This is a genomic window from Tessaracoccus coleopterorum, from assembly GCF_011174705.1.
In the GTDB taxonomy this organism is placed as follows: domain Bacteria; phylum Actinomycetota; class Actinomycetes; order Propionibacteriales; family Propionibacteriaceae; genus Arachnia; species Arachnia coleopterorum.
Genome location: NZ_JAANIJ010000001.1, coordinates 1,999,960 through 2,022,520 on the forward strand (window position 1 = coordinate 1,999,960; position 22,561 = coordinate 2,022,520).

The 22,561-nt window shown below is 69.0% G+C and carries 27 protein-coding genes and 8 pseudogenes; 16 read left to right on the forward strand and 19 right to left on the reverse strand.

Annotation, left to right across the window (positions count from 1 at the left end):
* Positions 1 to 10: 10 nt before the first annotated feature.
* Positions 11 to 1,109: pseudogene (locus G7085_RS32660) on the reverse strand (SulP family inorganic anion transporter); the annotation flags it as partial.
* A gap of 21 nt (positions 1,110 to 1,130) precedes the next feature.
* Here G7085_RS32660 and G7085_RS12885 point away from each other — a divergent pair.
* Both G7085_RS12885 and G7085_RS34975 read left to right on the forward strand, forming a co-directional pair.
* Complete coding sequence (locus G7085_RS12885; protein ID WP_197511257.1) at positions 1,131 to 1,394, forward strand: hypothetical protein; 264 nt, start codon at positions 1,131 to 1,133, stop codon at positions 1,392 to 1,394.
* Between the two features lie 102 nt (positions 1,395 to 1,496).
* Positions 1,497 to 1,634 (forward strand): annotated as a pseudogene (locus G7085_RS34975) (helix-turn-helix transcriptional regulator); the annotation flags it as partial.
* A 58-nt stretch (positions 1,635 to 1,692) separates the two neighbouring features.
* Here the strand turns inward: G7085_RS34975 and G7085_RS12895 are convergent.
* From G7085_RS12895 to G7085_RS26055, 4 genes are all read right to left on the reverse strand, one after another.
* Positions 1,693 to 2,955, reverse strand: a complete 1,263-nt coding sequence (locus tag G7085_RS12895) for a glycoside hydrolase family 3 C-terminal domain-containing protein (RefSeq protein WP_197511258.1) — start codon at positions 2,953 to 2,955, stop codon at positions 1,693 to 1,695.
* A complete protein-coding gene (locus G7085_RS12900) occupies positions 2,895 to 3,320 on the reverse strand; it encodes a glycoside hydrolase family 3 N-terminal domain-containing protein (RefSeq protein ID WP_331715653.1) in 426 nt (141 codons plus the stop codon). Before G7085_RS12900 ends, G7085_RS12895 begins: the two co-directional genes overlap by 61 nt.
* A 69-nt stretch (positions 3,321 to 3,389) precedes the next feature.
* The gene (locus G7085_RS32665; protein WP_331715654.1) at positions 3,390 to 3,680 is read right to left on the reverse strand and encodes a hypothetical protein; all 291 of its coding nucleotides are present in this window, start codon (positions 3,678 to 3,680) and stop codon (positions 3,390 to 3,392) included.
* Complete coding sequence (locus G7085_RS26055; RefSeq protein ID WP_231979483.1) at positions 3,671 to 3,901, reverse strand: hypothetical protein; 231 nt, start codon at positions 3,899 to 3,901, stop codon at positions 3,671 to 3,673. Before G7085_RS26055 ends, G7085_RS32665 begins: the two co-directional genes overlap by 10 nt.
* Between G7085_RS26055 and G7085_RS34980 the strand changes: the two are divergent.
* The 11 genes and pseudogenes from G7085_RS34980 to G7085_RS12950 all read left to right on the forward strand — a co-directional run.
* Positions 3,893 to 4,123, forward strand: a pseudogene (locus tag G7085_RS34980) (hypothetical protein); the annotation flags it as partial. The gene G7085_RS26055 and the pseudogene G7085_RS34980 sit on opposite strands and share 9 nt — an antisense overlap.
* Positions 4,124 to 4,159: 36 nt before the next feature.
* Entirely contained in the window at positions 4,160 to 4,513 is a 354-nt protein-coding gene (locus G7085_RS26065) for a hypothetical protein (protein ID WP_231979485.1), read from the forward strand.
* Between the two features lie 160 nt (positions 4,514 to 4,673).
* Positions 4,674 to 5,366: pseudogene (locus tag G7085_RS30395) on the forward strand (carboxylesterase family protein); the annotation flags it as partial.
* Positions 5,367 to 5,407: 41 nt separating this feature from the next.
* Positions 5,408 to 6,205 carry a carboxylesterase family protein gene (locus tag G7085_RS12925; protein ID WP_331715655.1) on the forward strand — a complete coding sequence of 266 codons (798 nt, stop codon included), beginning with the start codon at positions 5,408 to 5,410 and terminating at the stop codon, positions 6,203 to 6,205.
* Positions 6,199 to 6,552: a Cd(II)/Pb(II)-sensing metalloregulatory transcriptional regulator CmtR gene (cmtR, locus tag G7085_RS12930; protein ID WP_197511274.1), complete on the forward strand. Its 354-nt coding sequence runs from the start codon at positions 6,199 to 6,201 to the stop codon at positions 6,550 to 6,552. Before G7085_RS12925 ends, cmtR begins: the two co-directional genes overlap by 7 nt.
* A gap of 362 nt (positions 6,553 to 6,914) precedes the next feature.
* Positions 6,915 to 7,315, forward strand: a pseudogene (locus tag G7085_RS36330) (P-type ATPase); the annotation flags it as partial.
* A 65-nt stretch (positions 7,316 to 7,380) separates the two neighbouring features.
* A complete protein-coding gene (locus tag G7085_RS36335; RefSeq protein WP_456300415.1) occupies positions 7,381 to 8,400 on the forward strand; it encodes an HAD-IC family P-type ATPase in 1,020 nt (339 codons plus the stop codon).
* Positions 8,401 to 8,609: 209 nt separating this feature from the next.
* Positions 8,610 to 8,873, forward strand: a complete 264-nt coding sequence (locus G7085_RS12940) for a hypothetical protein (RefSeq protein WP_197511276.1) — start codon at positions 8,610 to 8,612, stop codon at positions 8,871 to 8,873.
* 22 nt (positions 8,874 to 8,895) lie between these two features.
* On the forward strand, positions 8,896 to 9,027 hold the full coding sequence (locus G7085_RS30400; protein WP_269451854.1) for a hypothetical protein: 132 nt from the start codon (positions 8,896 to 8,898) through the stop codon (positions 9,025 to 9,027).
* A gap of 133 nt (positions 9,028 to 9,160) precedes the next feature.
* Positions 9,161 to 9,463: a PH domain-containing protein gene (locus G7085_RS12945; RefSeq protein WP_231979487.1), complete on the forward strand. Its 303-nt coding sequence runs from the start codon at positions 9,161 to 9,163 to the stop codon at positions 9,461 to 9,463.
* A 138-nt stretch (positions 9,464 to 9,601) separates the two neighbouring features.
* Positions 9,602 to 9,805 (forward strand): cold-shock protein, encoded by a 204-nt coding sequence (locus G7085_RS12950; RefSeq protein WP_197511279.1) that lies wholly within the window; start codon positions 9,602 to 9,604, stop codon positions 9,803 to 9,805.
* 74 nt (positions 9,806 to 9,879) lie between these two features.
* Here G7085_RS12950 and G7085_RS12955 read toward each other — a convergent pair whose 3' ends face one another.
* From G7085_RS12955 to G7085_RS34985, 4 genes and pseudogenes are all read right to left on the reverse strand, one after another.
* A complete protein-coding gene (locus tag G7085_RS12955) occupies positions 9,880 to 10,209 on the reverse strand; it encodes a helicase C-terminal domain-containing protein (protein WP_197511281.1) in 330 nt (109 codons plus the stop codon).
* Positions 10,210 to 10,236: 27 nt separating this feature from the next.
* A complete protein-coding gene (locus G7085_RS12960; protein ID WP_197511283.1) occupies positions 10,237 to 10,962 on the reverse strand; it encodes a DEAD/DEAH box helicase in 726 nt (241 codons plus the stop codon).
* 43 nt (positions 10,963 to 11,005) lie between these two features.
* Entirely contained in the window at positions 11,006 to 11,275 is a 270-nt protein-coding gene (locus G7085_RS26070; protein ID WP_231979488.1) for a hypothetical protein, read from the reverse strand.
* Positions 11,276 to 11,375: 100 nt separating this feature from the next.
* A pseudogene (locus G7085_RS34985) lies at positions 11,376 to 11,543 on the reverse strand (nuclease); the annotation flags it as partial.
* A gap of 172 nt (positions 11,544 to 11,715) precedes the next feature.
* Between G7085_RS34985 and G7085_RS12970 the strand changes: the two are divergent.
* Positions 11,716 to 12,135, forward strand: a complete 420-nt coding sequence (locus G7085_RS12970) for an OsmC family peroxiredoxin (RefSeq protein WP_331715656.1) — start codon at positions 11,716 to 11,718, stop codon at positions 12,133 to 12,135.
* An 81-nt stretch (positions 12,136 to 12,216) separates the two neighbouring features.
* On the opposite strand, the gene G7085_RS26075 is transcribed toward G7085_RS12970, so the two are convergent.
* Entirely contained in the window at positions 12,217 to 12,489 is a 273-nt protein-coding gene (locus G7085_RS26075) for a hypothetical protein (RefSeq protein ID WP_231979489.1), read from the reverse strand.
* Between G7085_RS26075 and G7085_RS26080 the strand changes: the two are divergent.
* Positions 12,472 to 12,597 (forward strand): annotated as a pseudogene (locus G7085_RS26080) (acyl-CoA desaturase); the annotation flags it as partial. The gene G7085_RS26075 and the pseudogene G7085_RS26080 sit on opposite strands and share 18 nt — an antisense overlap.
* 208 nt (positions 12,598 to 12,805) lie before the next feature.
* The gene (locus tag G7085_RS26085; protein WP_331715657.1) at positions 12,806 to 13,303 is read left to right on the forward strand and encodes a fatty acid desaturase family protein; all 498 of its coding nucleotides are present in this window, start codon (positions 12,806 to 12,808) and stop codon (positions 13,301 to 13,303) included.
* A gap of 17 nt (positions 13,304 to 13,320) precedes the next feature.
* Here the strand turns inward: G7085_RS26085 and G7085_RS12980 are convergent, their stop codons facing one another.
* The 9 genes and pseudogenes from G7085_RS12980 to G7085_RS34990 all read right to left on the reverse strand — a co-directional run.
* The gene (locus G7085_RS12980; RefSeq protein ID WP_197511285.1) at positions 13,321 to 13,737 is read right to left on the reverse strand and encodes a hypothetical protein; all 417 of its coding nucleotides are present in this window, start codon (positions 13,735 to 13,737) and stop codon (positions 13,321 to 13,323) included.
* Positions 13,738 to 13,834: 97 nt separating this feature from the next.
* Positions 13,835 to 14,932 carry a hypothetical protein gene (locus tag G7085_RS12985; RefSeq protein ID WP_197511286.1) on the reverse strand — a complete coding sequence of 366 codons (1,098 nt, stop codon included), beginning with the start codon at positions 14,930 to 14,932 and terminating at the stop codon, positions 13,835 to 13,837.
* A 69-nt stretch (positions 14,933 to 15,001) separates the two neighbouring features.
* Positions 15,002 to 16,702, reverse strand: coding sequence for a dihydroxy-acid dehydratase (gene ilvD, locus G7085_RS12990; RefSeq protein WP_197511290.1), 1,701 nt, complete (start codon positions 16,700 to 16,702; stop codon positions 15,002 to 15,004).
* Positions 16,703 to 17,019: 317 nt separating this feature from the next.
* Complete coding sequence (locus tag G7085_RS12995; RefSeq protein WP_197511297.1) at positions 17,020 to 18,168, reverse strand: restriction endonuclease; 1,149 nt, start codon at positions 18,166 to 18,168, stop codon at positions 17,020 to 17,022.
* Between the two features lie 162 nt (positions 18,169 to 18,330).
* Positions 18,331 to 19,119: a hypothetical protein gene (locus G7085_RS13000; RefSeq protein ID WP_197511299.1), complete on the reverse strand. Its 789-nt coding sequence runs from the start codon at positions 19,117 to 19,119 to the stop codon at positions 18,331 to 18,333.
* A 145-nt stretch (positions 19,120 to 19,264) separates the two neighbouring features.
* Positions 19,265 to 19,975, reverse strand: coding sequence for an SMC family ATPase (locus G7085_RS13005; protein ID WP_197511301.1), 711 nt, complete (start codon positions 19,973 to 19,975; stop codon positions 19,265 to 19,267).
* Positions 19,976 to 19,992: 17 nt separating this feature from the next.
* Complete coding sequence (locus G7085_RS13010; protein ID WP_197511303.1) at positions 19,993 to 21,477, reverse strand: hypothetical protein; 1,485 nt, start codon at positions 21,475 to 21,477, stop codon at positions 19,993 to 19,995.
* Between the two features lie 82 nt (positions 21,478 to 21,559).
* Positions 21,560 to 22,360, reverse strand: coding sequence for a sbcc family protein (locus G7085_RS26090; protein ID WP_231979490.1), 801 nt, complete (start codon positions 22,358 to 22,360; stop codon positions 21,560 to 21,562).
* Between the two features lie 26 nt (positions 22,361 to 22,386).
* A pseudogene (locus G7085_RS34990) lies at positions 22,387 to 22,542 on the reverse strand (AAA family ATPase); the annotation flags it as partial.
* Positions 22,543 to 22,561 lie beyond the last annotated feature (19 nt).

The following is a 22,561-nucleotide window of genomic DNA, read 5'->3' on the forward strand; positions in this document are numbered from 1 at the left end:
CGGCGAATGCCCTGCCTGTGAGCACGTTGTCGGAGTAGCCCACCACCGCGATGCCGACGGCGTAGGGCAGCATCGCCCACACCGACAGGTCGTCGAGGCGGGGGAGTCGGGGTGCGGGAAGCCCTGCGGCACCTCGCCGATGGTGCTGATCCCGAAGCGCTGCAGGCTGAAGATCGCGACGGCGCCGGCCGCCAGTAGCAGGATGATGAGCGGCCCCGGGAGCTTCGGCCAGAGCCGGTTGGCCACCAGAAGCAGCACGAAGACGACGGCGGCCAGCGCGAACGTCGGCCAGTGGACCTCCCCGACCTGCCGCACCAGGGCCGCCGTCTGCTCGATCGGCCCACCGTTGGGGATGTCGAGCCCTGTCACCTTGCCGAACTGGCTGGTGATCATGAGCACCGCGACGCCGACGAGATAGCCGACCAACACGGGCTTCGACAGCAATGACGCGAGGAAGCCCAACCGCGCCACCCATCCGACGAGGCAGACGAGGCCCACGGCGATCGCCATCAGCGCCGCGACCTCTGCGTACCGGCCCGGGCCGGCTGTCGCCACCAGAGCGCCGACCCCCACCGCCGTCATGAGCGCGGTCGTGGACTCCGGCCGACCGACAGTTGCCGCGACGCCCCGAAGACGACGTAGACCGCCATCGCGGGCAGGATCGCCCAGAGCCCGACGACGCTCGGCAGGCCGGCTATGACGGCGTAGGCCATCACCTGTGGAATCAGGTATGCGGTGACGGTGACGCCCGCCAGCAGATCCCCGCGTAGCCAGGAACGCTGGTAGCGGCGCAGCACAGCGATCCCGGGAAGCAGTCGTTCCCAGAGCGGCAGTTCGGTGGAGCCCCTGGCCATGGCCGGAAATCTACGCCGACGCAACCCCGTCGGGTGGGTTCCAGGGCGGATCATCCTAAACCGTTTGGGCGCACATGAGGGTGTCAGCGTGCCTGGCCCACGGATCCGGCAGAAGGTCGGCGCGAGGCGCGATGTCGGCCTAGCTTCGAGTCGTGGGCCAATGGAGCTTGCTGGGAGGGTGGAACGAGCCCTTGCGGTCGTCGACGACGACCGTAGGCTCCGTCGCGACGTCCTCGAACACATCCGCCGCACCATCCCCTTACCGCCTTCACGTGGGTGCTGACCGACCCGGACACCACGGTCGGCACGGCCCCGCTCGCCGAGGTGGCCTGGATGGAGGATCTGCCCGATCTGATCGCCATGCGCTACACCGCCGCGGAGAGATGGACGTCGGTGCGCTCCGGGTCGTCGACCACCCGGTGCCACCCGAATCGGACCTCGGCCTCTACCTCGCGGAGCGGGCAGGTTCGACGTCGTCTCCGTGACTTGGCCGACCCGTTCGGCTCGTGGGGTTTCTCGACCTGGTGCGCGAGGGAGTGACTTCACCCCGGGCGAGTGGATCTCGGTGACGGCCGAACGGGTCGGCAGTGACATAGCCGTTGCGTTCGTGCCGCTGCCTACCGCGGAGCGGGTTGCGCTGTTCTGCCGGGTCAGCGGCTCAGCCCCCGCGAGTCGGCGGTTCTGACCGGCGTCGCCGACGATGCCAATCTCAGTTCGATCGCCGGGCTCCTCGGCATCACCGAGAACACTGTCCACGACCACCTGAAGTCCATCTTCGACAAGACGGGGTGCACAGCAGGCGCGAGCTCATCGCCCGCGCCCGCGGCGAATGACCGTGTCAGGCGTTGGCGGCCCCCAGCAGGGCATCGAGCTGTTCCTGCGTCATCGGGCTGCCCGGGAACGACACGAGTCGTCCCAGCGGGAACGACATCATCATCTTCAGCAGCTCGCCGTCGAACGCCTCACCCAACCCTGCCCGCATGATCGGCCCGGCCACCGGGTTGGCGAGCGCCTCCCCGATCGACGAGTCCGGGGTCAGCGGCACCCTGACCTCGTCGCCCGCGATCTCCACCGAAGCCGAGGTGCGCAGGTCGCGGCTAGAGGCGCCGACGGCGACGGTGTAGGTGCCGCCCTCGACCACCCAGTGGTCGACCCGGGTGTCCCAGTAGGCGAGGTCCTTGCGTGCGACGGCGATCTCGACGACCCGCTCGGCGCCGGCCGGGATCTCGACGGATGCGAATCCCGTGAGCTCCTGCGGCGCCCGGCTGACGACCGAGCCGGGGAGCGAGGTGTAGACCTGCACGACCTCACGTCCGTCGCGGGTGCCCGTATTGCGCACCGGCACCCGCACGACGATCCCGCCGTCGCCAGCCACTGAGGCCTCCGCCGGGCCGTACCCGAACGTCGTGTAGGACAGGCCGTGGCCGAACGGGTAGGCCACCTCCAAGCCGCGTGCGTCGAAGGAACGGTAGCCGACGAGGAGCCCTCGCCATAGGTGACGTGGCCGAACTCGCCGGGAAGTTCCCGTTGCTCGGGTGTCGCGCAGGTCGAGCGGGATCGTCTCGGTGAGGCGGCCCGACGGGTTCACGTCGCCGAACAGCACCTGCGCCGTCGCGTGTCCGCCGCCCTGGCCGAGCAGCCACGTCTCCACGATGGCGGGCACGTCATCACGGAAGGGCAGCGCGACCACTCCTCCGTTGGAGAGCACCACCACCACGTTCGGGTTGGCGGCGCGGACGGCGTCGAGGAGCTCGAGCTGCGTGGCGGGCAGATCGATGTCGTCGCGGTCGAAGCCCTCCGACTCGAGGCTCGCGGGCAGGCCGAGGAACGCGACGACCACCTCGGCGTCGGCGGCGACCGCGACGGCCTCCGCCCGCAGCGCGGCCGCGTCGCCCGTGCCGTCCAGGGAGAACCCAGGAGCATAGGCGACGTCACCATCGGCGAGGGAGCGGATCTCGTCCAGGGCGATATCGAGTCGGGTCGGGTTGATGAGCGAGGAACCCGCGCCCTGGTAGCGCGGGCTTTCGGCGAAGGCGCCGATCACCGCGATCCGGGCGGTGCGGGAGAGCGGGAGCAGGTCGCCCTCGTTGCGGAGCAGCACGATCGCGCGCCCGGCCGCCTCGCGGGCGAGCGCGTGGTGGGCGTCGACGTCGAGGGCCGCGGGGCGGGCCCGGTGCGGCGGGTCCGCCGGATCAGCTCGAGCATGCGCCCGGTGGCGACGTCCAGGATCGACTCGTCCAGCGTGCCCGCCTCGATGGCGTCGACGATCTCCCTGTCGGTGATGCCGCTCGCCGAGGGCATCTGCAGGTCGAGCCCGGCCGAGAGTGACGCCACCCGGTCGCTGACGGCGCCCCAGTCGGACACCACGAGGCCGGTGTAGCCCCACTCGTCGCGCAGCACGGTCGTCAGCAGCCAGGGATCCTGGGAGGCGTAGACGCCGTTGATGCGGTTGTAGGAGCACATCACGGTCCACGGCTGCGTCTCGGTGACGACCCGCTCGAAGGCGCGAAGGTAGATCTCGCGCAGGGGCGGGCGCTATGTCGGCGGAGACGCGCATCCGGTCGGTCTCCTGGTTGTTGGCCGCGAAGTGCTTGAGCGACGCGCCCACGCCCTGCGACTGGATGCCGCGCACCAGACCGGCGGCGACGGTGCCCGCAACGTGCGGGTCCTCGGAGAAGTACTCGAAGTTGCGCCCGCACAGGGGGAGCGCTTGATGTTGACGCCGGGACCGAGAATGACGGAGACGTCCTCGATCGCCGATTCGACGCCCAGCGCCACGCCGATCCGTTCGGCCAGTTCGGGGTCGAACGCGGAGCCTAGGCCCACCGCGGGCGGGAAGCAGGTGGCGGGACGCTGTCCGCGAGGCCGAGGTGATCGCCCGGGCCGGCCTGCTTGCGCAGCCCGTGCGGCCCGTCGGTGAGCATCATGGCTGGCACACCGACGCGCTCGACGGCCTTGGTGTGCCAGAAGTCTGCGCCGCTGGTGAGGGATGCCTTCTCGGCGGTGGTGAGGTGCGCAACCTCGGGAGATGGTCGGCCATGGGACACCTTTCGTGGTGGGACGCGTCCGCGCGCCCGATAAAAAACTTATGGTATTCGGTATTGGTATGCAAGGGTCTGGCACACTCTCACCATGGCAAAGAGAGGCTCGTACGCGAAGGGCGTCGTCCGCCGCGAGGAGATCCTGAGTGGCGCGCTCGAGGTGATCGCGAGCGCGGGCATCCGCGGGCCTCCATCAAGGAGATCGCCGACGCCGTCGGCCTCAGCCAGCCTGGCCTGCTGCACTACTTCGGGTCCAAGGATGAGTTGTTCACCGCGATCATCCGCAAGCGCGACGAACTCGACGCGCTCGATCTCGCGCAGGCGCAGAAGGCGCCCGCGGGCCTCGAGCGCCTGACGGCCGTCTTCCTGGCCGTCATCCGTCACAACGCGGCCGTTCCCGGCCTCGTGGAGCTGTTCTCCCGCCTGGCCGTCGACGCTGCCGACCCGGATCATCCTGCGCATGCGTACTTCCTCGAGCGCAGCAGCAGGCTCCGCGCGATGTTCGTGACCGAGTTGCGTGCCGCCCAGGAGGAGGGGTGCTCACAGCCGCCATCCCGGCCGAGTCGATGGCCAGGATCGTGCAGGCAGCCGTGGACGGTCTCCAGCTGCAGTGGCTGACCGACCCGGCCATCGACATGGCCGCGTTGACGCAGGACCTGTTCACCGCGTTCCGGGCGCCCTCTGCCGATGCCTGATCCGATGTCGTCCGATGATCGCTGTAGTGGTGCCCCTCGCACTGATCCCCATCGAGAGCGTCCGCTGAACGGAGAATCGACCCATGACTGCCCAGACAACCCTCGACACCGTCGAAGTCACGACCGACATGGGCCGCGTCCGTGGCTCGTGGCGTGACATTCCCGGATCCGAGGTGCGGTCCGCCGGCTTCCTCGGCATCCCCTTCGCCCAGGCGCCCGTCGGGCCCTCCGGTTCGCCCTCCCGGCCCGGTTGAGCCGTGGGAAGGGTGCTCGAGGCGCTGGAGTACGGGGCGACGGCGCAGCGCGGCGACCCCGGCGTGACGCTCATCCCCGAGCCTTCGGTGCCGGGCGACGCGACGCTCAACGTCAACGTGTTCACGCCCTCACCCTCGGGCGACGGGGAGCCGCTGCCGGTGCTGGTCTGGATCCACGGCGGTGGCTACATCGCGGGATCGCCGGCCAGCCCCTGGTACGACGGGCGGGCGTTCAACCGCGACGGCATCGTCACCGTCACCCTGAGCTACCGGCTCGGCTTCGACGGCTTCGGCGCGATCGAGGGTGCCCCGGCCAACCGGGGTGTGCGTGACTGGATCGCGGGACTCGAATGGGTGCAGCGCAACATCGCCGCGTTCGGCGGCGACCCGTCTCGTGTCACGATCGCGGGGCAGTCGGCCGGTGGCGGCGCCGTCATGACGCTGCTCGGCATGCAGAGCGCGCAGCACCTGTTCCACTCCGCCTACTGCGTCTCGGGCGCGGTGGCAGATGTGACCCCCGAACGCGGGCCGAGTACGCGGCCAAGTTGGCCACGGCCCTCGGCGTGGCGCCCACCCGGGAGGGCTTCGCGTCCGTCGACGAGGAGACGTTGCTCGAGGAGCAGAAGAAGGCCAGCAACATCGACATCGCGAGCCTCGGCCTCATCCTGGAGGAGGGAATGTCGCTCGGCCCGCTGATCGACGGCGACCTGATCGTCCGACCGACGATCGAGTCGCTCAGGATGGGCATCGGGTCGGATAAGCCGCTCGTGCTCGGTTCGACCGACGACGAGTTCGCGATGGCCGTCCAGGAGCAGGAGAAGATGCTGCGCTGGATGCCGTTGGCGCTCATCCTGCGGCCGTTCAAGGTGAGCCGCACCACACGCAAGGCCTACCTGGCTGCCAACCCGGAGACCGTTGCCCGCGGGCACGCGGCCGTGCTCGGACGGTTTATCACAGACAAGATGTTCCGGACGGCGGTCGTGAAGGTTGCATCCATGCGCGGGAAGGCACCGACGTGGGTGTACCGGGTTGCGTTCAGGTCGGGCGTGTTCGGTTCGGCCGTGCACTGCATCGACGTGCCGTTCTTCTTCGACTGCCTCGACGGGCCAGCTCTCGAGCCGCTGACGGGCCGAACCCGCCGCAGGCTCTGGCCGACGCGATCCACGGCGCCGCCGTCAACTTCATCAAGGACGGCGACCCGGGCTGGACCCCGTGGTCGGCCGAGCCGGATGCCAACATCGTCTTCGGTGGGCCGCGAGGCGTCGCCCAGGTCGAGAGCGGCGGTTACGCGGAGTGCAGCCCCTGCTCTGAGGTCGGGACACGTTGATTCAGTGACCGGTGTACTGTTCAGCGTGTGCTGACCATTGCCTCCCGTCTCGACGTGATGAACCGGCTCGGCCGGGCCATGGCCGATCCGACGAGGTCGCGCATCCTGTTGCGCCTCCTCGACGGACCGGCCTACCCGGCCAGGCTGGCCGAGTCGCTCGGGCTCACCCGCCCCAACGTCTCCAACCACCTGACCTGCCTGCGTGACTGCGGCATCGCCGTCGCCGTGCCCGAAGGCAGGCAGACGCGCTACGAGATCGCCGATCCGCACATTTCCGCCGCCCTGAAGGCGCTGCTCGAGGTGACGCTTGCCGTCGATGAGAGTGCCCCGTGCCTCGAGCCTGAGTGCCCGACCTGCCAGGCGACGGGAGCCCGGGCGTGACCGGGCCCGTGCTCGCGAGGGAGGTCGTCGACGCGGACGAGGACCGTGAAGACGACGGACCCTGGTGGCGCGACCGCGAGGTGATGCTCCCCGTCGTGTCGGGCGTCGCACTCCTCGTCGGTCTGGGTCTCAGCTGGGCAGGTGCCCACGTCCCGGCCCTCCTCGTCTTCTGGGTCGGGTTGTTGCTCGGGGCGTCGACCTTCACGCCCGGAGCGCTGCGCAAGCTGTTCACGCAGCGCAAGCTCGGCATCGGGTTACTCATGACGATCAGCGCGGTCGGGGCCGTCATCCTCGGCTACGTAGGCGAGGCGGCGGCGCTCGCATTCCTCTACTCCATCTCGGAGGCGCTGGAGGACAAGGCCATGGACCGCGCCCGGGCCGGGCTCCGGTCGCTGCTGCGGCTCGTGCCCGAGACCGCGACCGTCCGCCGCGGCGGACGCTCCGAGGAGGTGCGCGCCGCGGATCTGGTGATCGACGACCTGCTGATTGTCCGGGCGGGGGAGCGGATCCCCACCGACGCCGTCGTCGTCTCAGGCCTCAGCAGCCTCGACACCTCTGCCGTCACAGGTGAGTCGATCCCCGTCGACGTCGGGCCGGGTGACGCCGTCGCGGCCGGGTCGATCAACGCGACGGGGTCCTCGAGGCACGGGCCACCGCCGGCGGCACCGACAACTCCCTCACCACCATCGTCGCGCTCGTCGAGCGGGCGCAGGCCGACAAGGGCGAACGGGCCCGACTCGCCGACCGCATCGCCCGCCCGCTCATCCCCGGCGTCATCGTCCTCGCGCTGCTCGTGGCCGGACTCGGGTCGCTCCTGGGGACCCGACCGTGTGGATCACCAGGGCCCTCGTCGTGCTGGTGGCGGCCTCGCCGTGCGCACTGGCCATCTCCGTGCCCGTCACCGTCGTGTCCGCCATCGGCGCCGCGAGCCGGTTCGGCGTGGTCATCAAGTCGGGCGCCGCGTTCGAGAGGCTCGGCGCGATCCGCCGCGTCGCCGTCGACAAGACGGGCACGCTCACCCGCAACCACCCGACGGTGGCCGATGTCGTGGTCGCTCCCGGGCACACCCGCGACGCCGTGCTCGCGTGGGCCTCCGCCGTCGAGCGGCACAGCACCCATCCGCTCGCCGCCGCCATCTCGGCGGAGGGTACCGGCGCCCCCGCCGTCGATGTGGTTGAGAAGCCCGGGCACGGCGTCACCGGCACCATCGACGGGGCCGACATCACCGTCGGAAGCCCGCGCTGGGTCGCCCCGGGAATGCTCGCCGACGACGTGGCCCGGCTCGAGGGCGATGGGCAGACCGTCGTCCTGGTCCACGTGGACGGGCAGACCGTGGGGGCGATCGGCGTCCGCGACGAGCTTCGGCCCGAGGCCGCGGAGGCGGTGGCGCTGCTGCGTCGTGACGGGCTCGAGGTCATCATGCTCACGGGTGACAACACCCGCACGGCCATGGCCCTCGCCGGGCAGGCGGGCATTGACGACGTCCGCGCCGAGCTGCGACCGGAAGAGAAGGCCGCCGCCGTGGCAGACCTGACGCGGGGCCGGTCGACAGCGATGATCGGTGACGGCATCAACGATGCCCCGCGCTGGCCCGTGCCGACGTCGGTATCGCCATGGGAGCGACCGGCTCGGACGCAGCCATCGAGTCGGCCGACGTCGCGTTCACCGGCCACGATCTGCGGCTCATCCCGGATGCGCTGCGGCACGCCAGACGCGGCCGGCGGATCATCAACCAGAACATTGCCCTGTCGCTGCTCATCATCGCGACCCTGCTACCGCTCGCGATCACGGGCGTGCTCGGGCTGGCCGCCGTCGTGCTCGTCCATGAGGTGGCCGAGGTGGTGGTGATCCTCAACGGCCTCCGCGCCGGAAGGGTCGGACGGGCTGGACGCTGAGGGTAACCGAGTCGAACTCGGTCTGCTGGTGCCCTACCCTCGGTTAGGTCGAATGGACTTGTGGGAGGGTGGTCTGGGATGTCATTTGCAGCGTTGGCTTCGGCCTTCCTGGCCGACCCGAGCGAGGAACGCACAACGGCACTGCGCTCCGCCATCGTCCGGATGCGCATCTACAGCCCGCCGCACTCCGGCCCCTCCGTCGACGCCCTCGTGGAAGCGGGGCGGTACGCGGAGGCCGTCGAAGCGGTCCACGCCTCGATGCCGCTGTCTTTCCTGAGCCCATCCGCCCACCGCGGCTACGCGACCGCACTGCGCGGTGTCGGCCGTTTTGCCGACGCGGACCGGGAAGACGAGATGGCCGAGCTCATCCTGGGGCGTTGCTCCGTTCGGGAGACGGAACCCAGGGCGCCCGTTCCTGATCCTTGAGGAGAGCGACCGACGCGACATCATGGGCGGGCTCGGTCGAAGCATCGCCGGCCACCGCGTCGACGTGCGTGGCGTCAAGATGTTCGACGTGATCACCTCCGATGACGGGTCCGAGACCTGGTTCGAGTTCTTCCGCGACGACTCCTGCCCGTAGTCGGCCTGACCCGGCCGGCGGCCCGTCGGCGGGGGTGCGAGACTGCAGGTGAGACCGGAAGGATGAGAACCATGGAACCCGCTGTCATCGCCGAATGGACCCTGGTAGGGAGGCCCCGATCCCGCGGGACATCATGGGTTTGCTTGCGCCGGGTGAGCAGCCCGTCGCCGCGTTCAAGACGCTCCGCGACTCGGCCGTGTTCACCACCAAGAGGCTGATCATCCGTGACGCCCAGGGCCTCACCGGCAGGAAGGTCGAGATGTACTCGCTCCCGTACTCGGCCGTGAACATGTGGTCGTCGGAGAACGCAGGGACGATGGACTTCAACGCGGAACTCGAGCTCTGGACCCGCGCCGGACACATCAAGATCAAGCTCGGCAAGGGCATCGACGTGCGCCGCCTCGACGCGCTGATCGCCCACTGCGTGTTGGGGTGACGGCGGCCTCCGGAGGGCCCTCTCGAAACATTTCCTGTTGTCGATGCGGTGGGATGGCCCTACTGCATGTACGCTTAATCCCGGGCATAAGCCCATCCGAGGTATGGATGGGTACGCCTGCGACACAAAGGAAAAAACATGTCCACAGGAACCGTCAAGTGGTTCAACGGGGAAAAGGGCTATGGCTTCATCGCCCCCGATGACGGCAGCGCCGATCTCTTTGCGCACTTCCGCGCCATCGTCGGCTCGGGATACCGCACCCTCGAAGAAGGCCAGAAGGTCGAATTCGAGACCGAGCAGGGTCCGAAGGGCCCGCAGGCGACCAACATCCGGCCGCTCTGACCAACAAGACCTCAACCGGGGCAGGCACTTCACGTGCCTGCCCCGGTGTCTTGTGTCCTCTGAACCCGGCGCGGTCAGCCTCGGGTGCAGCGTCGCAGCTCGCGGCGCACCTCGGGCGCGGCCAGCTCGATCACGTCCAGATCACCCACGACGATCAGCCGGTCAGTGGCGCGCGACAGGCCGACGTAGATGCGCTCCTTGAACCGTTCGCGGGCGCCGTCCTCGTTGACGCAGAGCACCACCGCCCGTCGTTCCAGCCCCTTGAAACCCAGCACGTGGCCGTAGAACACCTCGTCCTCGTGGAATGCGCGCCAGTAGCCGTCCTGCCCGGAGACCTCCTGTTGCGCCCGCTGCTCGGGATGCCGGTTGCCGGTGGTCAGCAGCGCGATGCTCCCGGGGCCCATCCTTCGTCCATCAGAGCCTCGACCTGATCATCGGACGCGTCGATCGCGTCGTCGTGGGTCGAGGGCACGTGCACGACCTCGGGCCCGTCTCCCCCTGCAACCGCATCCGTGAGGGAGCGAGCGGGCGGAAGACCTGGGCAATCTGCCTGGTGTTGCGCAGGTTGTGGTCGAGCACGAGCGGCACAAGCGGGAACGGCGGCCTGCCGAACCGGTTGAACAGGCGCTGGTTCTCATCGGAATAGAGGTACAGACCTCCTCTTCCTCGTCGCGCATCGCTGCCAGCAGCGGCCGCCACCAGGATTCGGCGAAGTCCTGCGCCTCGTCGACGACGAACGCGTCGAACCGTTTCCCCGGCGGCAGTTCGGCGGCTTGTTCCGCCATCAGCGGTGGGAGCCGCTCCTCCCAGAAGGTGGGGTCCTGACGCGATCCCGATTCGATGCCCCACTGGTTGGCCAACTGCTCGAAGGTGCCGACGAAGGCCGGCCGCTCCTTGTACGGCCAGCGCGCCACCTCGGCATTGAAGTGGGCAGCCAATCCGATGGAGTAACAGAGCAGCGCCACCCGCTGGGCCTTGCGGTCACCGCGGCCCTGCGACAGCTGTCGCGCCTGGGTGAGAGCCAGCACGGTCTTGCCGCTGCCCGCTCCGCCGCGCACCTCGACGCGGTGCAGCAGCCTGGTGACGTCGAGGATCAGGCTCTGCTCCTGGGTGAGACGGTTGGCCCGCGACTCCCGCTCGTCGGAATCGTCCTCCACACTGGGCGCGGCGACGACCCCTTATGGCTGAGGATCTCGACGATCAGCTCACAGTCGTCGATTGTCGGAGCCACCCGGTGGGTCTCGAATCCGAGGGAATGTCGGCGATGCGTTCCGTGAGGTTCGCCAGGTTGTCCCGGTCGTGCACCATCCAGCGCGGGCAATCGGGCGCGTCGAAGTCGGCCGGCAGCGACGTGTACGGCAGGACGACGGCATGGGCGAATCTGGCCCTGCCGTGCGAGCCCGCCAGCCACCGAGGGTCGTACTCGACGAAGCTCTGGAGCGCGTAGCGCATGTCCCGCGCCTGGCCCACCGGGTCCATCGGGTCTCGACGCCGTCGAGCCATCGGAACCACCGCCCGTCCGGTAGCCGGTGCCGGAGCCCTTCACCTCGATCACGACCACGCCGACCTCGGGCATCACGACGATGAGGTCGGCCTCGTGATCCTTGGTGGAATCGGTGAGCCGGTAGTTCGCGATCAGCGTGTCCTCGGGACGCAACGTGTCGCGGAGCAGGGTCCATACGCTCTGCTCCGACTCCGTGACGAACAGCGGGTCTGCGGGGAACAACTGGGGCGGCATGGCCCTACGCTACCGGGCCGACCCCCTTGTCCGTGGCGGTATCGCGGTTGTGCTGCGGTGCCCGGTGGGGGTGCCTAGGGTGGGGAATACCACCACTGTTTGGAGGAAACATGTCGGTCACCAGCAAGGCAACCACAACCTGGCGCGGTTCCCTGTTCGAGGGTCGGGCGAGGTGGCGTTCGAGTCGTCGCACCTCGGCACCTTCCCGATCAACTGGAAGGCACGCAGCGAGGGCTCCGAGTCGGTCACCACGCCAGAGGAACTGATCGCGGCCGCGCACGCGGCGTGCTTCTCGATGGCCTTCTCGAATGCGTTGGCCCAGAACGGCACCCCGCCGGAGACGCTCGAAACCAACGCCGCGGTCGCGTTCAAGCCCGGCGTCGGTATCACCGGTAGCCACCTCACCGTCCACGCCGAGGTGCCCGGGCTGAGCGACGAGAAGTTCCAGGAACTTGCCGCGGACGCGAAGGCCAACTGCCCCGTCTCGAAGGCGCTCGCGGGGTCGAGATCTCCCTGGAGGCGACCCTCGACTGACGACCACTGGGCGGGCAACCGCGGGTCGATCGGTTTTCGCGAGGTACCTTGGATGTAGCTTTCGGCGATCGCCCTTGGCTTCCGGACGGGGCCGACGGGCCCCGCTACAGGACAGGGGCCGTCCATGCCCAGCCCGACTCTAGAGACTCCACAGGTTCGCACGTGGCAACGCTACGTTGACGCCACTGACTACCCACCGCTGATCCGCGCCTACACCGAAGTGTCGCAGCGGGTGAAGCAGCAGGGCCTCCTGCACCGCGCCCGTTGGTTCTACATCGTGGTGGGCGCGGTTCTCGCGCTCGGCCTCGGCGGTACCATCACCGGCTTCGTGCTGCTCGGCCACAGCTGGTTCCAGTTGTTGATCGCGGCGGTGCTCGGCGTGCTGTTCACACAGGTGGCGTTCCTGGCCCATGAGGCCGGCCACAAACAGATCCTCGCCTCCGCACCGGCCAACGCACGGCTCGCCCGCATCCTGGCCGGCGCCATCGGGATGAGCTTCTCGTGGTGGGACAGCAAGCACACCCGTCACCACGGCAACCCGAACCGGGTGTCGAAGGATCCCGACATCGCGATCGACACCGTCTCCTTCGTGGAGGAGGACGCCGCCACCGCGAGGGGCTGCGCCGCTGGATCACGAAACGCCAGGGCTGGCTGTTCTTCCCGCTCCTCACGCTTGAGGGCTCAACCTGCACCGACTGAGCTTCCAGCACCTGTTCTCCAAGGGAGAGGTGAAGGGCCGCTGGGTCGAACTCGCCATCGTGTTCGCGCGCTTCGCGCTGCTGCTGGTGCCGGTGTTCCTGTTCCTGCCGGTGGGCATGGCGTTCGCGTTCATGGGCGTCCAGTTCGCCGTTTTCGGCGTCTACATGGGCTCGTCGTTCGCGCCCAACCACAAGGGCATGCCGGTGATCGCCAAGGACGCCAAGCTCGACTTCTTCTCCAAGCAGGTGCGCACGTCCCGCAACATCCGCGGCGGCTGGTGGGCCACCACGCTGATGGGTGGGCTGAACTACCAGATCGAGCACCACCTGTTCCCGAACATGCCCCGCCCGCACCTGCGCAAGGCGCGGGTGATCGTGCGGGAGTTCTGCGAGAAGCTCGAGGTGCCCTACACCGAGACGTCGCTGATCAAGTCGTACGGCATCGTGATCCGCTACCTCAACGACGTCGGCCTGGCGGCCCGCGACCCGTTCGAGTGCCCCATCACGGCGCAGTACCGACGCGCCTGAGTCGGTCTGTTTGGTGGTTACTGCACCGTGATGCCCGCGGCCCGGAGGATCTCGTCCGCCTTCACCGCGGGGCCGAGGCAGAAGCCCGACTGGGATCCCCACTTGCCGTCGGGGTTGTCGCCGTCCGGGAGTTCTGATCGCACCAACGTCTGACCTGTGACGTCGATCCGGTCGCCCGTCGTGACGTGTGCGCCGTCGGGGAGGATCATGTGGGGAGCCTCCCACCTGGTGCCCTCCGGCCAGATGAGCCAGTGCAGCGCCCCGTCGTCCTCCTCGAGTTTGAGGCAGCCGTTGCCGGGGTCGACGACGGTGCCGGCGAACGTGGAGGTGGGGCCGGTCATGGGTGGGAGATGGTCGGCGGTGACGTCGAACCCCGCCTCGGTGCCGGCGCAGGCGCTGAGGGCGATGAGGCCGAGGATCGCGATGGACTTCATGGTCGCTCCGAAGTGTGCGGTGGGAGCAAACGTACCTCCAGCCCGGGGACGATTGAGTCGATCGAGAATGCCCGAGCTGGAGGAGCGCAAGTGAGGGCTACCGGATGCCCCAGTGACCGTCCGCCTCGATCGTGATAAGCGAGGGGCCGGCGAGGAACGGCCTCTGCGCCTTGTAGTTGCCAATCTCGTTTGCAACGAGCTTCGAATCATCTGCGCCCCATTGCCAGACGATGAAGTTCGACTCCCCTGTGTGGGTCAACGAGAAGTTCCTGGCCGGCCCGTAGTACCAGAGGACTTCACTGCCCTGCCCGTTCTTGCCGGCGCTGGTGAGTGTGGGCGCAGCGGATAGCGGCTTGACGATGATGGTCCAGTCGCCATCGGCTTGAACGTCGAGGGCAACCGTGTCGTCATCGAAGAGTCCAATTGCACCGCGGGCTTCGACGGGTCCGATCTCGTTGAGGGCGAGGTCGGTCTCTGCGTTGCCGGAGTTCAGACCCCAGACGATGAAGTTCGACTGCCCCAGATGACGGCCGTCGATGTAGAGCTGCGTGGCGCCCTTCGGGAGGCGGATGACAGTTGGACCGTAGCCGGAGTAGACGGCGTAAACGTCGTCCTTGAACCTCACCATGTTGTTGAAGGTCCAGCCGTTGGTCTTGACGAAGGTTGTTCCCTTCGACGTCTTCTTTGCAGCGATGGTGGTCGCCCAGATGTAGGAACGGCACCCGTTACGTCCGGTTGTGGGTGAGTCGCATTCGGTCCGCCACTTGCGGCCGTCCTTGCTCGTCCACTCGGCGTCCTTGCCGAGGTTGTTGTTTGCCCACTGCGCACGGGGAGAGGCCTTGTACGTCAGGTTGTTGAAGACCCAGCCCGTCTGATTGACGTAGCGGCCGCCCTTCGTGACCACCTGCGTGGCAACGATCTCGGTACGGCATCGGTCGACCGTGCTGGAGTACGGGGTGCAGTTTGTCCTCCATTGCCGGCCGTTGATGTTGTGTGTGCCCGGCGTGATGTAGACATCGATGTCTGCCGCTGCGGGCTGCGGGCTAGTGGCGACTGCCGAGGCTGCGAGCAAAGCGGCGGCTACGGCTATCTCTAGCATTTTTCGGAAGTTCATGGCGCCAGTGTATGGACCGTACTTTTCGTCCAGATACCCGGGTTGAGTGGGCAGAATTCCGGTGCTGACGAGGGTGATCACTTCGGTACGCGTCCTGCCTGTGCGTAGCGCAATCTCACGGTGACACGCGGGCGCTGGGACGCCCGCCCGTCAGATCAGCACCGCCCCGCGGGAGGCTGACTGCACCAGTTGCCGGTACTTCGCCAGCACCCCTCGCTTGTACCGCGGCTCCGGATGGGTTACGCCCGCCTCCCGGCGCCGCGTCATCTCCTCGTCATCGACCAGGAGATCGAGGCGCGCGCCAGCGACATCCAGGCGGATCCGGTCGCCGTCGTGGACGAAGGCGATCGGCCCCTCGTCGACCGCCTCCGGTGCGACGTGGCCGACACACAGGCCGGTCGTGCCGCCCGAGAAGCGGCCGTCGGTGAGCAGCAGGACGTCCTTTCCGAGGCCTGCGCCCTTGATGGCGCCCGTGACGGCCAGCATCTCCCGCATCCCCGGGCCGCCCTTGGGGCCCTCGTAGCGGATGACGACGACGTCGCCGGCCTTGAGGGATCCGTCCTCGACGGCGTTCATCGCTCCCCGTTCCCCGTCGAAGACGCGCGCGGTGCCCTCGAAGACGTCCGCGTCGAACCCGGCCGACTTCACGACGGCGCCGTCTGGGGCGAGGCTTCCGGTGAGGATCGTGAGCCCGCCTGAGTGGTGGATCGGCCGGTCGAGGGCCCGGATCACGCGCCCGTCGATGTGGGAGGGCTTCAACTCGTCGAGGTTCTCGGCGACGGTCTTTCCCGTCACAGTGAGGCAGTCGCCGTCGAGGAGGTCGGCCTCGAGCAGCGTCTTCATCACGACGGGGATGCCGCCGATGTGGTCGATGTCCTTCATCACGAACCGGCCGAACGGCTTCACGTCGGCGAGATGCGGCACCTTCGCGCCGATGCGCTGGAAGTCGCCGATGGTGAGATCGACCTCCGCTTCGTAGGCCATCGCGAGCAGGTGCAGGACGGCGTTGGTGGAGCCGCCGAACGCCATCACCACCGCGATCGCGTTCTCGAACGCAGGCTTCGTCATGATCTGGCGGGCCGTGATGCCCTTGCGCAGCAGGTTGACGACGGCCTCGCCCGAGCGGCGGGCCATCAGGTCGCGGCGGCGGTCGGTGGCGGGTGGGGAGGCCGACCCTGGCATCGACATGCCGATCGACTCCGCCACCGCCGCCATGGTGTTGGCCGTGTAGAAGCCGCCGCAGGCACCCTCGCCGGGGCAGATGGCCCGCTCGATGGCGTCCACGTCCTCGCGTGACATCAGCCCGCGCACACAGGCCCCGACGGCCTCGAACGCATCGATGATCGTCACCTCCTTCTCCGTGCCGTCGGAGAGGCGGGCGACGCCGGGCAGGATGGTGCCGGCGTAGAGGAAGACGCTGGCAAGGTCGAGGCGGGCCGCGGCCATCAGCATGCCGGGCAGGGACTTGTCGCAGCCGGCCAGCAGCACCGAGCCGTCGAGCCGCTCGGCGCTCATCACGGTCTCGACGGAGTCGGCGATCACCTCCCGGCTCACCAGGGAGAAGCGCATCCCCTCGTGGCCCATGGAGATGCCGTCAGAGACGCTGATGGTGCCGAACTCGAGCGGGTACCCGCCCGCCGCGTGCACGCCGTCCTTCACTGCCTTGGCGAGCCGGTCGAGCGACAGGTTGCACGGGGTGATCTCGTTCCACGAACTGGCGACCCCGATCTGGGGTTTGGCGAAGTCCTCGTCGCCGAGGCCGACGGCTCGGAGCATGCCGCGTGCGGCGGTGGCTTCCAGGCCGTCGGTGACGTCGCGGCTGCGGGGCTTGATGTCGGGTGAGTCGCTCATGCTTGGGAGCCTAAGCTTCGCGGGCTGGCCGTAGCCTCAAACGCCGGAAGCGCTGCGTTGATCCCACCCGTGTCGGAACAGTCCGGGAAACCCAACTGGCCTGCACCGGAAGCAATGTCAGCAGCAGTGAGACCGACCCGCGTGGTTCGTGAAGGTGTTATCCAACCCTGGGCGCGACGGAAGTTCCCTCGGGTACGTCGGGTTTGGACTGCGGCGGCTCATCCTGGAGATCAATCTCAAACTGGGTACTGGAGACGGTCAGGTCCGTACTCGGCCCGGCGCTGCTGCGCACGGGAACTTCATTGTGAGGTAAGCGCTCAGGTCCTTCCGATCCCCTTCCCCATGCGCTTGAGGAGGGCGACAATGTCTCGCCCGACCAAAAACACGACTGGGTGTTCATCTTCTCTTACCTCTTGGTATGCCTGTGGCGTGATGAAAGCAGTGGTCACGAACACGCCAAACTCGCGGTGTTTGATGCGAGAGATCAGTCGGCTTACCATCCCAACCCCGACGCCGCCGCCAGTGGGGCTGTAGCACTTGGCCTCGAGCGCAAACTGAAGCCTGATGGGATCCTCGGGTGGCCCGAGACGATACTCGCCAACTGCGTCGCGGCCACCGTCACGGGTAGGTCGCGTCACTTCGATGGAGGCGACATTAGTGTCAGACTGGACCCACATTTCGGCGGCGAAGTTCTCGAACTGTACGGGGTCGGCTTTGAAGTGGTTGTGGACGGTCTCCATGATCCATCTGTCGCCTGGATCGGGAAGCTGGTCAGCTTTGCTACGGATGATCCGGTTCCGAGGAGCTTCCAGCGCTTGGTAAATCCGTCCGTTAACCCAGGCCCGCCATTCCTGAGGACAGTTGGGTCCCAGTGGATTACCGTCAAGGATCTCGTCAATCCAGGCCCGTGAAACACGTGGGGTCTTAAGGATGGTGAAGTGTGCTCGATAGTTCTGGAACCTCAGTTCACGAGTGGTGCGCCAGATCGCGACGAGTTCCTCTTCCGATGCCAAGCGGGGTGAGCCAGGGGTGAGCAGCCCACGGAACCTGATGTTGCGTCCGACAACGCGTTCGAAGAGAAAGATCGGAGGCACTTGCTGTCGCCTTGCAACTTCGCCCCGAGATGCCTCGAACATGTACCGGAGCAGTTCGTTGCCGCCGCGCGGGGTCTCATGAAGCTCCTTGCCTGGTTTGCGGTTGTCGCCGTAGTAGGTGAAATCGCCCGTGGTGGGATCCACGTGGTCGGGCCAGTCCACTTCGGCCCCTGACGTGTAGAGCACGACCAGACTGACGGAGTGGCTCTTGACGCTGCCGTTGAACCGGAAGCCCCCCTGGTTGCCCACCGGTAACAGCCTTGCGAGCGCGTCATCAGCAGCATTGCCGCGAGTGCCGCCGGCATAAACTCGGTCAAGCACCAGGTCTGCGGTTGCGAGATCAGCGAACGGAACCGCCTCATCCTCAAGCATGGTCCCTATCCTGCCAGAGGGCTGATTTGGTCACGGAGCGCGATGACCTTTGCATCATGCAACGAGCTTCATCTGACTAGTACCGTGGTTGAGGCCGGCTGCCTTGGCAAACATCCGACCTCACCCTCAGGAGTGGATCACGAGATCAGCCGTGCGCCGCCATCAGGGCCCTCCGCAGCAGTTGCGGGTCGCCGAGGCGGTGGCGCAGCGTCCTCTCCAAGCCCGCGATCGGGTACAGGTTCTGCGGGCCCGCGGGTCCTTGAACGACTCGCTCGCGTACCTCGGCAGCACCGCCTGCGACAGTGACGCCAACGCGATCGCCTCCTCGCGGCTCAACTCGTGCGAGCACTCGACCCGCACGATCCCGGCCCACGGGGAGCCCCCGGCGCCCGGCAGGCGGAGGTACCAGGAGTACCGCTCCCAACTCGTGCCCAGCAGGAACACCGGCGTCCGTTGCCCCGCGTTGAGGGTGCCGACGACGCGGTTCAGGTCGGAGGTCAGGTAGGCCGACTGCTGCGACTTGATCATCCCGATCGCCCGCGGCACCTTCGTGCGGCCCCGAAGCGGGCCGTCGATCACGAGGAGGTCGTCGTCGCCGCCGTCGGTGGCCGCGCGGGCGTTGGCCGCGCAGATGATCTCCAACTCTGCGAGCTTGTCCTGCAGCGCCAGCGAGAGCAGATCGAACACCTGCTTCGTGGCATCCGGCTTGGCGTGCACCGCGGTCCACGTGCCGAGGCGGGTGCCGATGTCGTCGGCCGCATCGGAGGTGGTCAGGAGAGCGCGGCGCACCTCGGCCACCTCGACGGTGGCCGCCGTCCTCGTTGACCGGACGACCCCTGCCGCGTACGACGCACACAGGCCAGGGGCCACGTCATCGCCGTCCTCGGGCCGCAGCCACAGCCGCGCCTCGACGCGACGCACGCCGTCGACGAACAGGATCGTCTCCGGCACCCGGACGGGGAGGGGCCGATCGGGCGCCACTGGTTGGCAGGCAGCTCCACGTCCACGTCGAGCTCCGCCTCCGACTCGGCAAGCTCCTCTACCTCCTGCAGGCTCGAGCCGTAGTCGGGCGACCAGCCATCCACCTGGAACCGCATCAGCCCTCCCTCGTGACGCTCGACGTGCGGGAGTCGCGCGTGACGACGAAGCGCGTCGGGATCCGCTCGGCGAGGCCCACCACGTGCGTGACGATGCCGACCAGCCGGTCGCCCTGGGCGAGTCGCTCGAGGGTGGCGGCCACCACCTCGAGGCTGTCCGGATCGAGCGACCCGAAGCCCTCATCGAGGAAGATCGAGTCGAGGCTTGCAGCCGTCGACGACATCGACGACAGCTCCGCCGACAGCGCCAACGCCAACGCAAGGCTCGCCTGGAACGTCTCGCCGCCCGACAGCGTCCGCACCGAGCGCTTCGCCTCCGCGTCGGCGTGGTCGATCACGAAGAACTCGCCCTTCTCGTGGGCGAGCGAGAACTGCCCGCCCGAGAGCTCGAGCAGCGACGACGACGCCGCCTCCACCAACACGTCGAGGGCCGCCCCGGCCAGCCAACGCTGGAACTTCTTCGCGCTCAGGTGATCGGCCAGCATGCCCGCCACCTGCCTGCGTTCCTCGGCGGCCTCCCGCTCGGAGCTCAGCTTCTCCACCCGCCTGAGATCGGCCTCGACCCTGGCCAGCCGGTCGGCGGCCCGGGCCTGCTCGGTCGCGAGCGCGACGGCCACCTCGGCCGCGGCACCGACCTCGATGCCGGCCCCGGTGACCTCGGCCACCAACGCCGCCTCAGCCTCGATGACGGCCTGCCCCGTCGACTCCACGACGGCGCGGGCGGCGGTCAGCGCCGCTTCCGCGGAGGCCCGCGTCTGATCGGCCCAAGCGGCGAGCGTCGCCCAGGCGGCGGGCAGGTCGGATGAGTCGACGGCGGGGCGCCGAGCGGCACCAGCGGCTCGCGCGTCTCCCGCAGCAGCCGGTCGGCCGAGCCCAACTCCTCGCGCAGCGCACGCTCCGCGGCCACCGCGACATCGCGCTCCCTGGCCGCAGCCTGCTGGGCACCCAGGGCCGCCTTCTCCGCGGCCTCCAAGGCCGTGAGCGACTCGAGTGCCGCTGCGATCTCGGCCGCCGACGGCGCCTCAGCCAGTTGCCCGGTGAGCGACCAGATCCGCTCGCGTGCCCCTCGAGGGCCGACTCCGCGCGGAGCCGGTAGCCGCGGGCCGCCTCGTCGGCAGTCGTGGTGGTCGAACGGGCCGACGAGGCGGCGTTCAGCGCAGCCACGGCCGCGTCGTCCTCTGCCTGGGCCCGGTCGTGCGCCGCCCGCGCCTCGGGCAGTTCGACGGCGTCGAGGGCGGCGACCGCGTCGGCGGCCCACGCCGTCAGCTCGCGCCACGACTCCTGCAGCGACCCTCCCTCGCCTACCGGCGCACCAAAGGGCAGCACCGCCGAGCGGGCCGCCGCAGCGCCTGGACGCCGTCGCGACGTTCGCCGTCGAGCCGGGCCGACTCGGAGCGGGCCTCGGTAAGCTCTCCGCGGGCGGCGGCCCGCGCCTTGCCCGCGGCCTCGACTGCATCCGCGGCCACCCGGAGCGACCCGAGTCGCTCCGTGGCGTCGGCGCGCAGGGTGTCAGGGTCGTCGCCGTCGGGAAGCGCGTCGGCCAGCCGTTCGCGAGCCTGCGCCAGCGCCCGGGCCTGGTGTCCCGCCTCCGCCTCGGCCCGTGCGACGGCCTGGCGGGCCGCGTCCCGTGCCAACTCGGCCAGCTTGACGCCGTCGGCGGCGGCCTGCGCCTCCGCGACGTCGATCGGCGCGGGAGCGTCGCCACCGTCGCCTCGCACACCGGGCACTCGTGCCCGACCTCGAGACCGGCGCGGAGCGTGGCGGCGGACGCCCGGACCCTGGCAGACTCCGCGACGGCGCGGGCCTCGGTGAGCGCGGCCTCGGCGCTTCCGGACGTGACGGATGCCTCGCCCAGCGCGGTCGCGGCCGATCGCCGCTCCAGATCCGCCACCTCGGAGCGCAGCGCGATGGCCCGGTCGCACCGGGCGATCAGGGCCGAGAGCTCGACGGGGTCGCCGAGCGCCGCCACAGCCGCCCGGGCCGCGTCCTCGGCCTCCTCTGCCTGCGACACCTGCTCCGTGGCCGCGGCCACCGCCTCGGTGGCGGCATCGAGCCGCTGCGCCAGGTCGTCGACGCCTTCGGGCGGGGTGAGCGCCGCGATCGCGCGCCGGCGGTCGGTGAGGTCGGCCAGCACCGCCGCGGCGGTGGACTTGGCGCGGGCGGCGGAGCCCTGCGCCTCGAACGCACCCGACCAGCGCGCCTCGGCCTCCACCTTGGCGGCTGCCGTCTGCTCGGCAGCCCGACGGCGGTCGTCGCGGCCGACTCGAGGTCGGGCAGCGCCCTCGTCAGGTCGGTCAGCTCGAGATGCCGGTCGCGCACCCGCTCCAGCTGCGAGCGGTTGCCCCAGCCTCCAGCGCGGCCCTGGCAACGCCGTATGCCTGCTCAGCCTCGGAGGCAGCGGTGCGTAGCCGCTCGGCCTCGTCGCGCACAGCGGTCGAGCGGGCGGCCAGCTCGGTCAGGCCCCGGGATCCGGACGGCGGCGAGCCGGGCGGCGTCCTCGGTGGCCCGATGAGCAGCTTCGTCGCTTCGGCTGAGGCACCGCGTGCCGCCTCCATGGCTGCGGAGAGCCCGTCGACGCGGGTGGCGAGCCCGGCCAACTCCTCCACCCTAGCTGCGGCCTCGTCAGCGGCCTCCTGCGTCGCGCCGCCCAACTCGTCGATCCGACCGGAGATGGCCACCACCTCGGAATCCGCCGCGCTCCGCCTGGCTCCGGCGGCCCGCATCACGATGTCGTACTGATGCGCGCCCAACAGCTTCAGCAGGATGTCCTGCCGCTCGCCGACGGTGGCGTTGAGGAATTCCGCGAACCGGCCCTGCGGCAACACCACCGCCTTCGTGAAGTCGTCGAACGACAACCCCAGCAGCTCCTCGATGGCCGGCGTCACGTCGCGTACCTCGGAAGCAAGCACCTCGACCTCGTCGGTGGTGGCCGACGAGGCGCCACGGTCGTCGAGCCGCTCGAGCGTGGCCGTCTTCTGCTGGATCGACTGCCCGACGCGACGCACCTCCCGTGCCACGCGGTAGCGCGCCTGGCCGACGTCGAACAGCAGTCGCACCGTCGCGCGGGCGGTGGTGGGCGCGAGCGCCCACTGCACCGAGTTGGCCCTGCCCAGCGCGGGGCCGAGCCGAACAACGCGAACACCATGGCGTCGATCACCGTCGACTTGCCCGCGCCCGTCGGGCCGACCAGCGCGAAGTAGTCGGCGCCCTCGAAGTCGACCACCGTCTCCGCGCGGAACGACGCGAAGCCGTTCATCTCCAACCGGATGGGACGCATCAGTTCACCCCCGTCGTCT

Excerpts from the sequence above, each read along its gene's own strand:
- G7085_RS12940 (WP_197511276.1), top strand. The coding sequence starts at position 8,610 with ATGCGCATCTACAGCCCGCCGCACTCCGGCCCCTCCGTCGACGCCCTC.
- G7085_RS30400 (WP_269451854.1), top strand. The coding sequence starts at position 8,896 with ATGGGCGGGCTCGGTCGAAGCATCGCCGGCCACCGCGTCGACGTGCGT.
- G7085_RS12945 (WP_231979487.1), top strand. The coding sequence starts at position 9,161 with ATGGGTTTGCTTGCGCCGGGTGAGCAGCCCGTCGCCGCGTTCAAGACG.
- G7085_RS12950 (WP_197511279.1), top strand. The coding sequence starts at position 9,602 with ATGTCCACAGGAACCGTCAAGTGGTTCAACGGGGAAAAGGGCTATGGC.
- G7085_RS12955 (WP_197511281.1), bottom strand. The coding sequence starts at position 10,209 with ATGGGCCCCGGGAGCATCGCGCTGCTGACCACCGGCAACCGGCATCCC.
- G7085_RS26075 (WP_231979489.1), bottom strand. The coding sequence starts at position 12,489 with ATGGGCCAGGAACGCCACCTGTGTGAACAGCACGCCGAGCACCGCCGC.
- G7085_RS12980 (WP_197511285.1), bottom strand. The coding sequence starts at position 13,737 with ATGAAGTCCATCGCGATCCTCGGCCTCATCGCCCTCAGCGCCTGCGCC.
- ilvD (WP_197511290.1), bottom strand. The coding sequence starts at position 16,702 with ATGAGCGACTCACCCGACATCAAGCCCCGCAGCCGCGACGTCACCGAC.
- G7085_RS12995 (WP_197511297.1), bottom strand. The coding sequence starts at position 18,168 with ATGCTTGAGGATGAGGCGGTTCCGTTCGCTGATCTCGCAACCGCAGAC.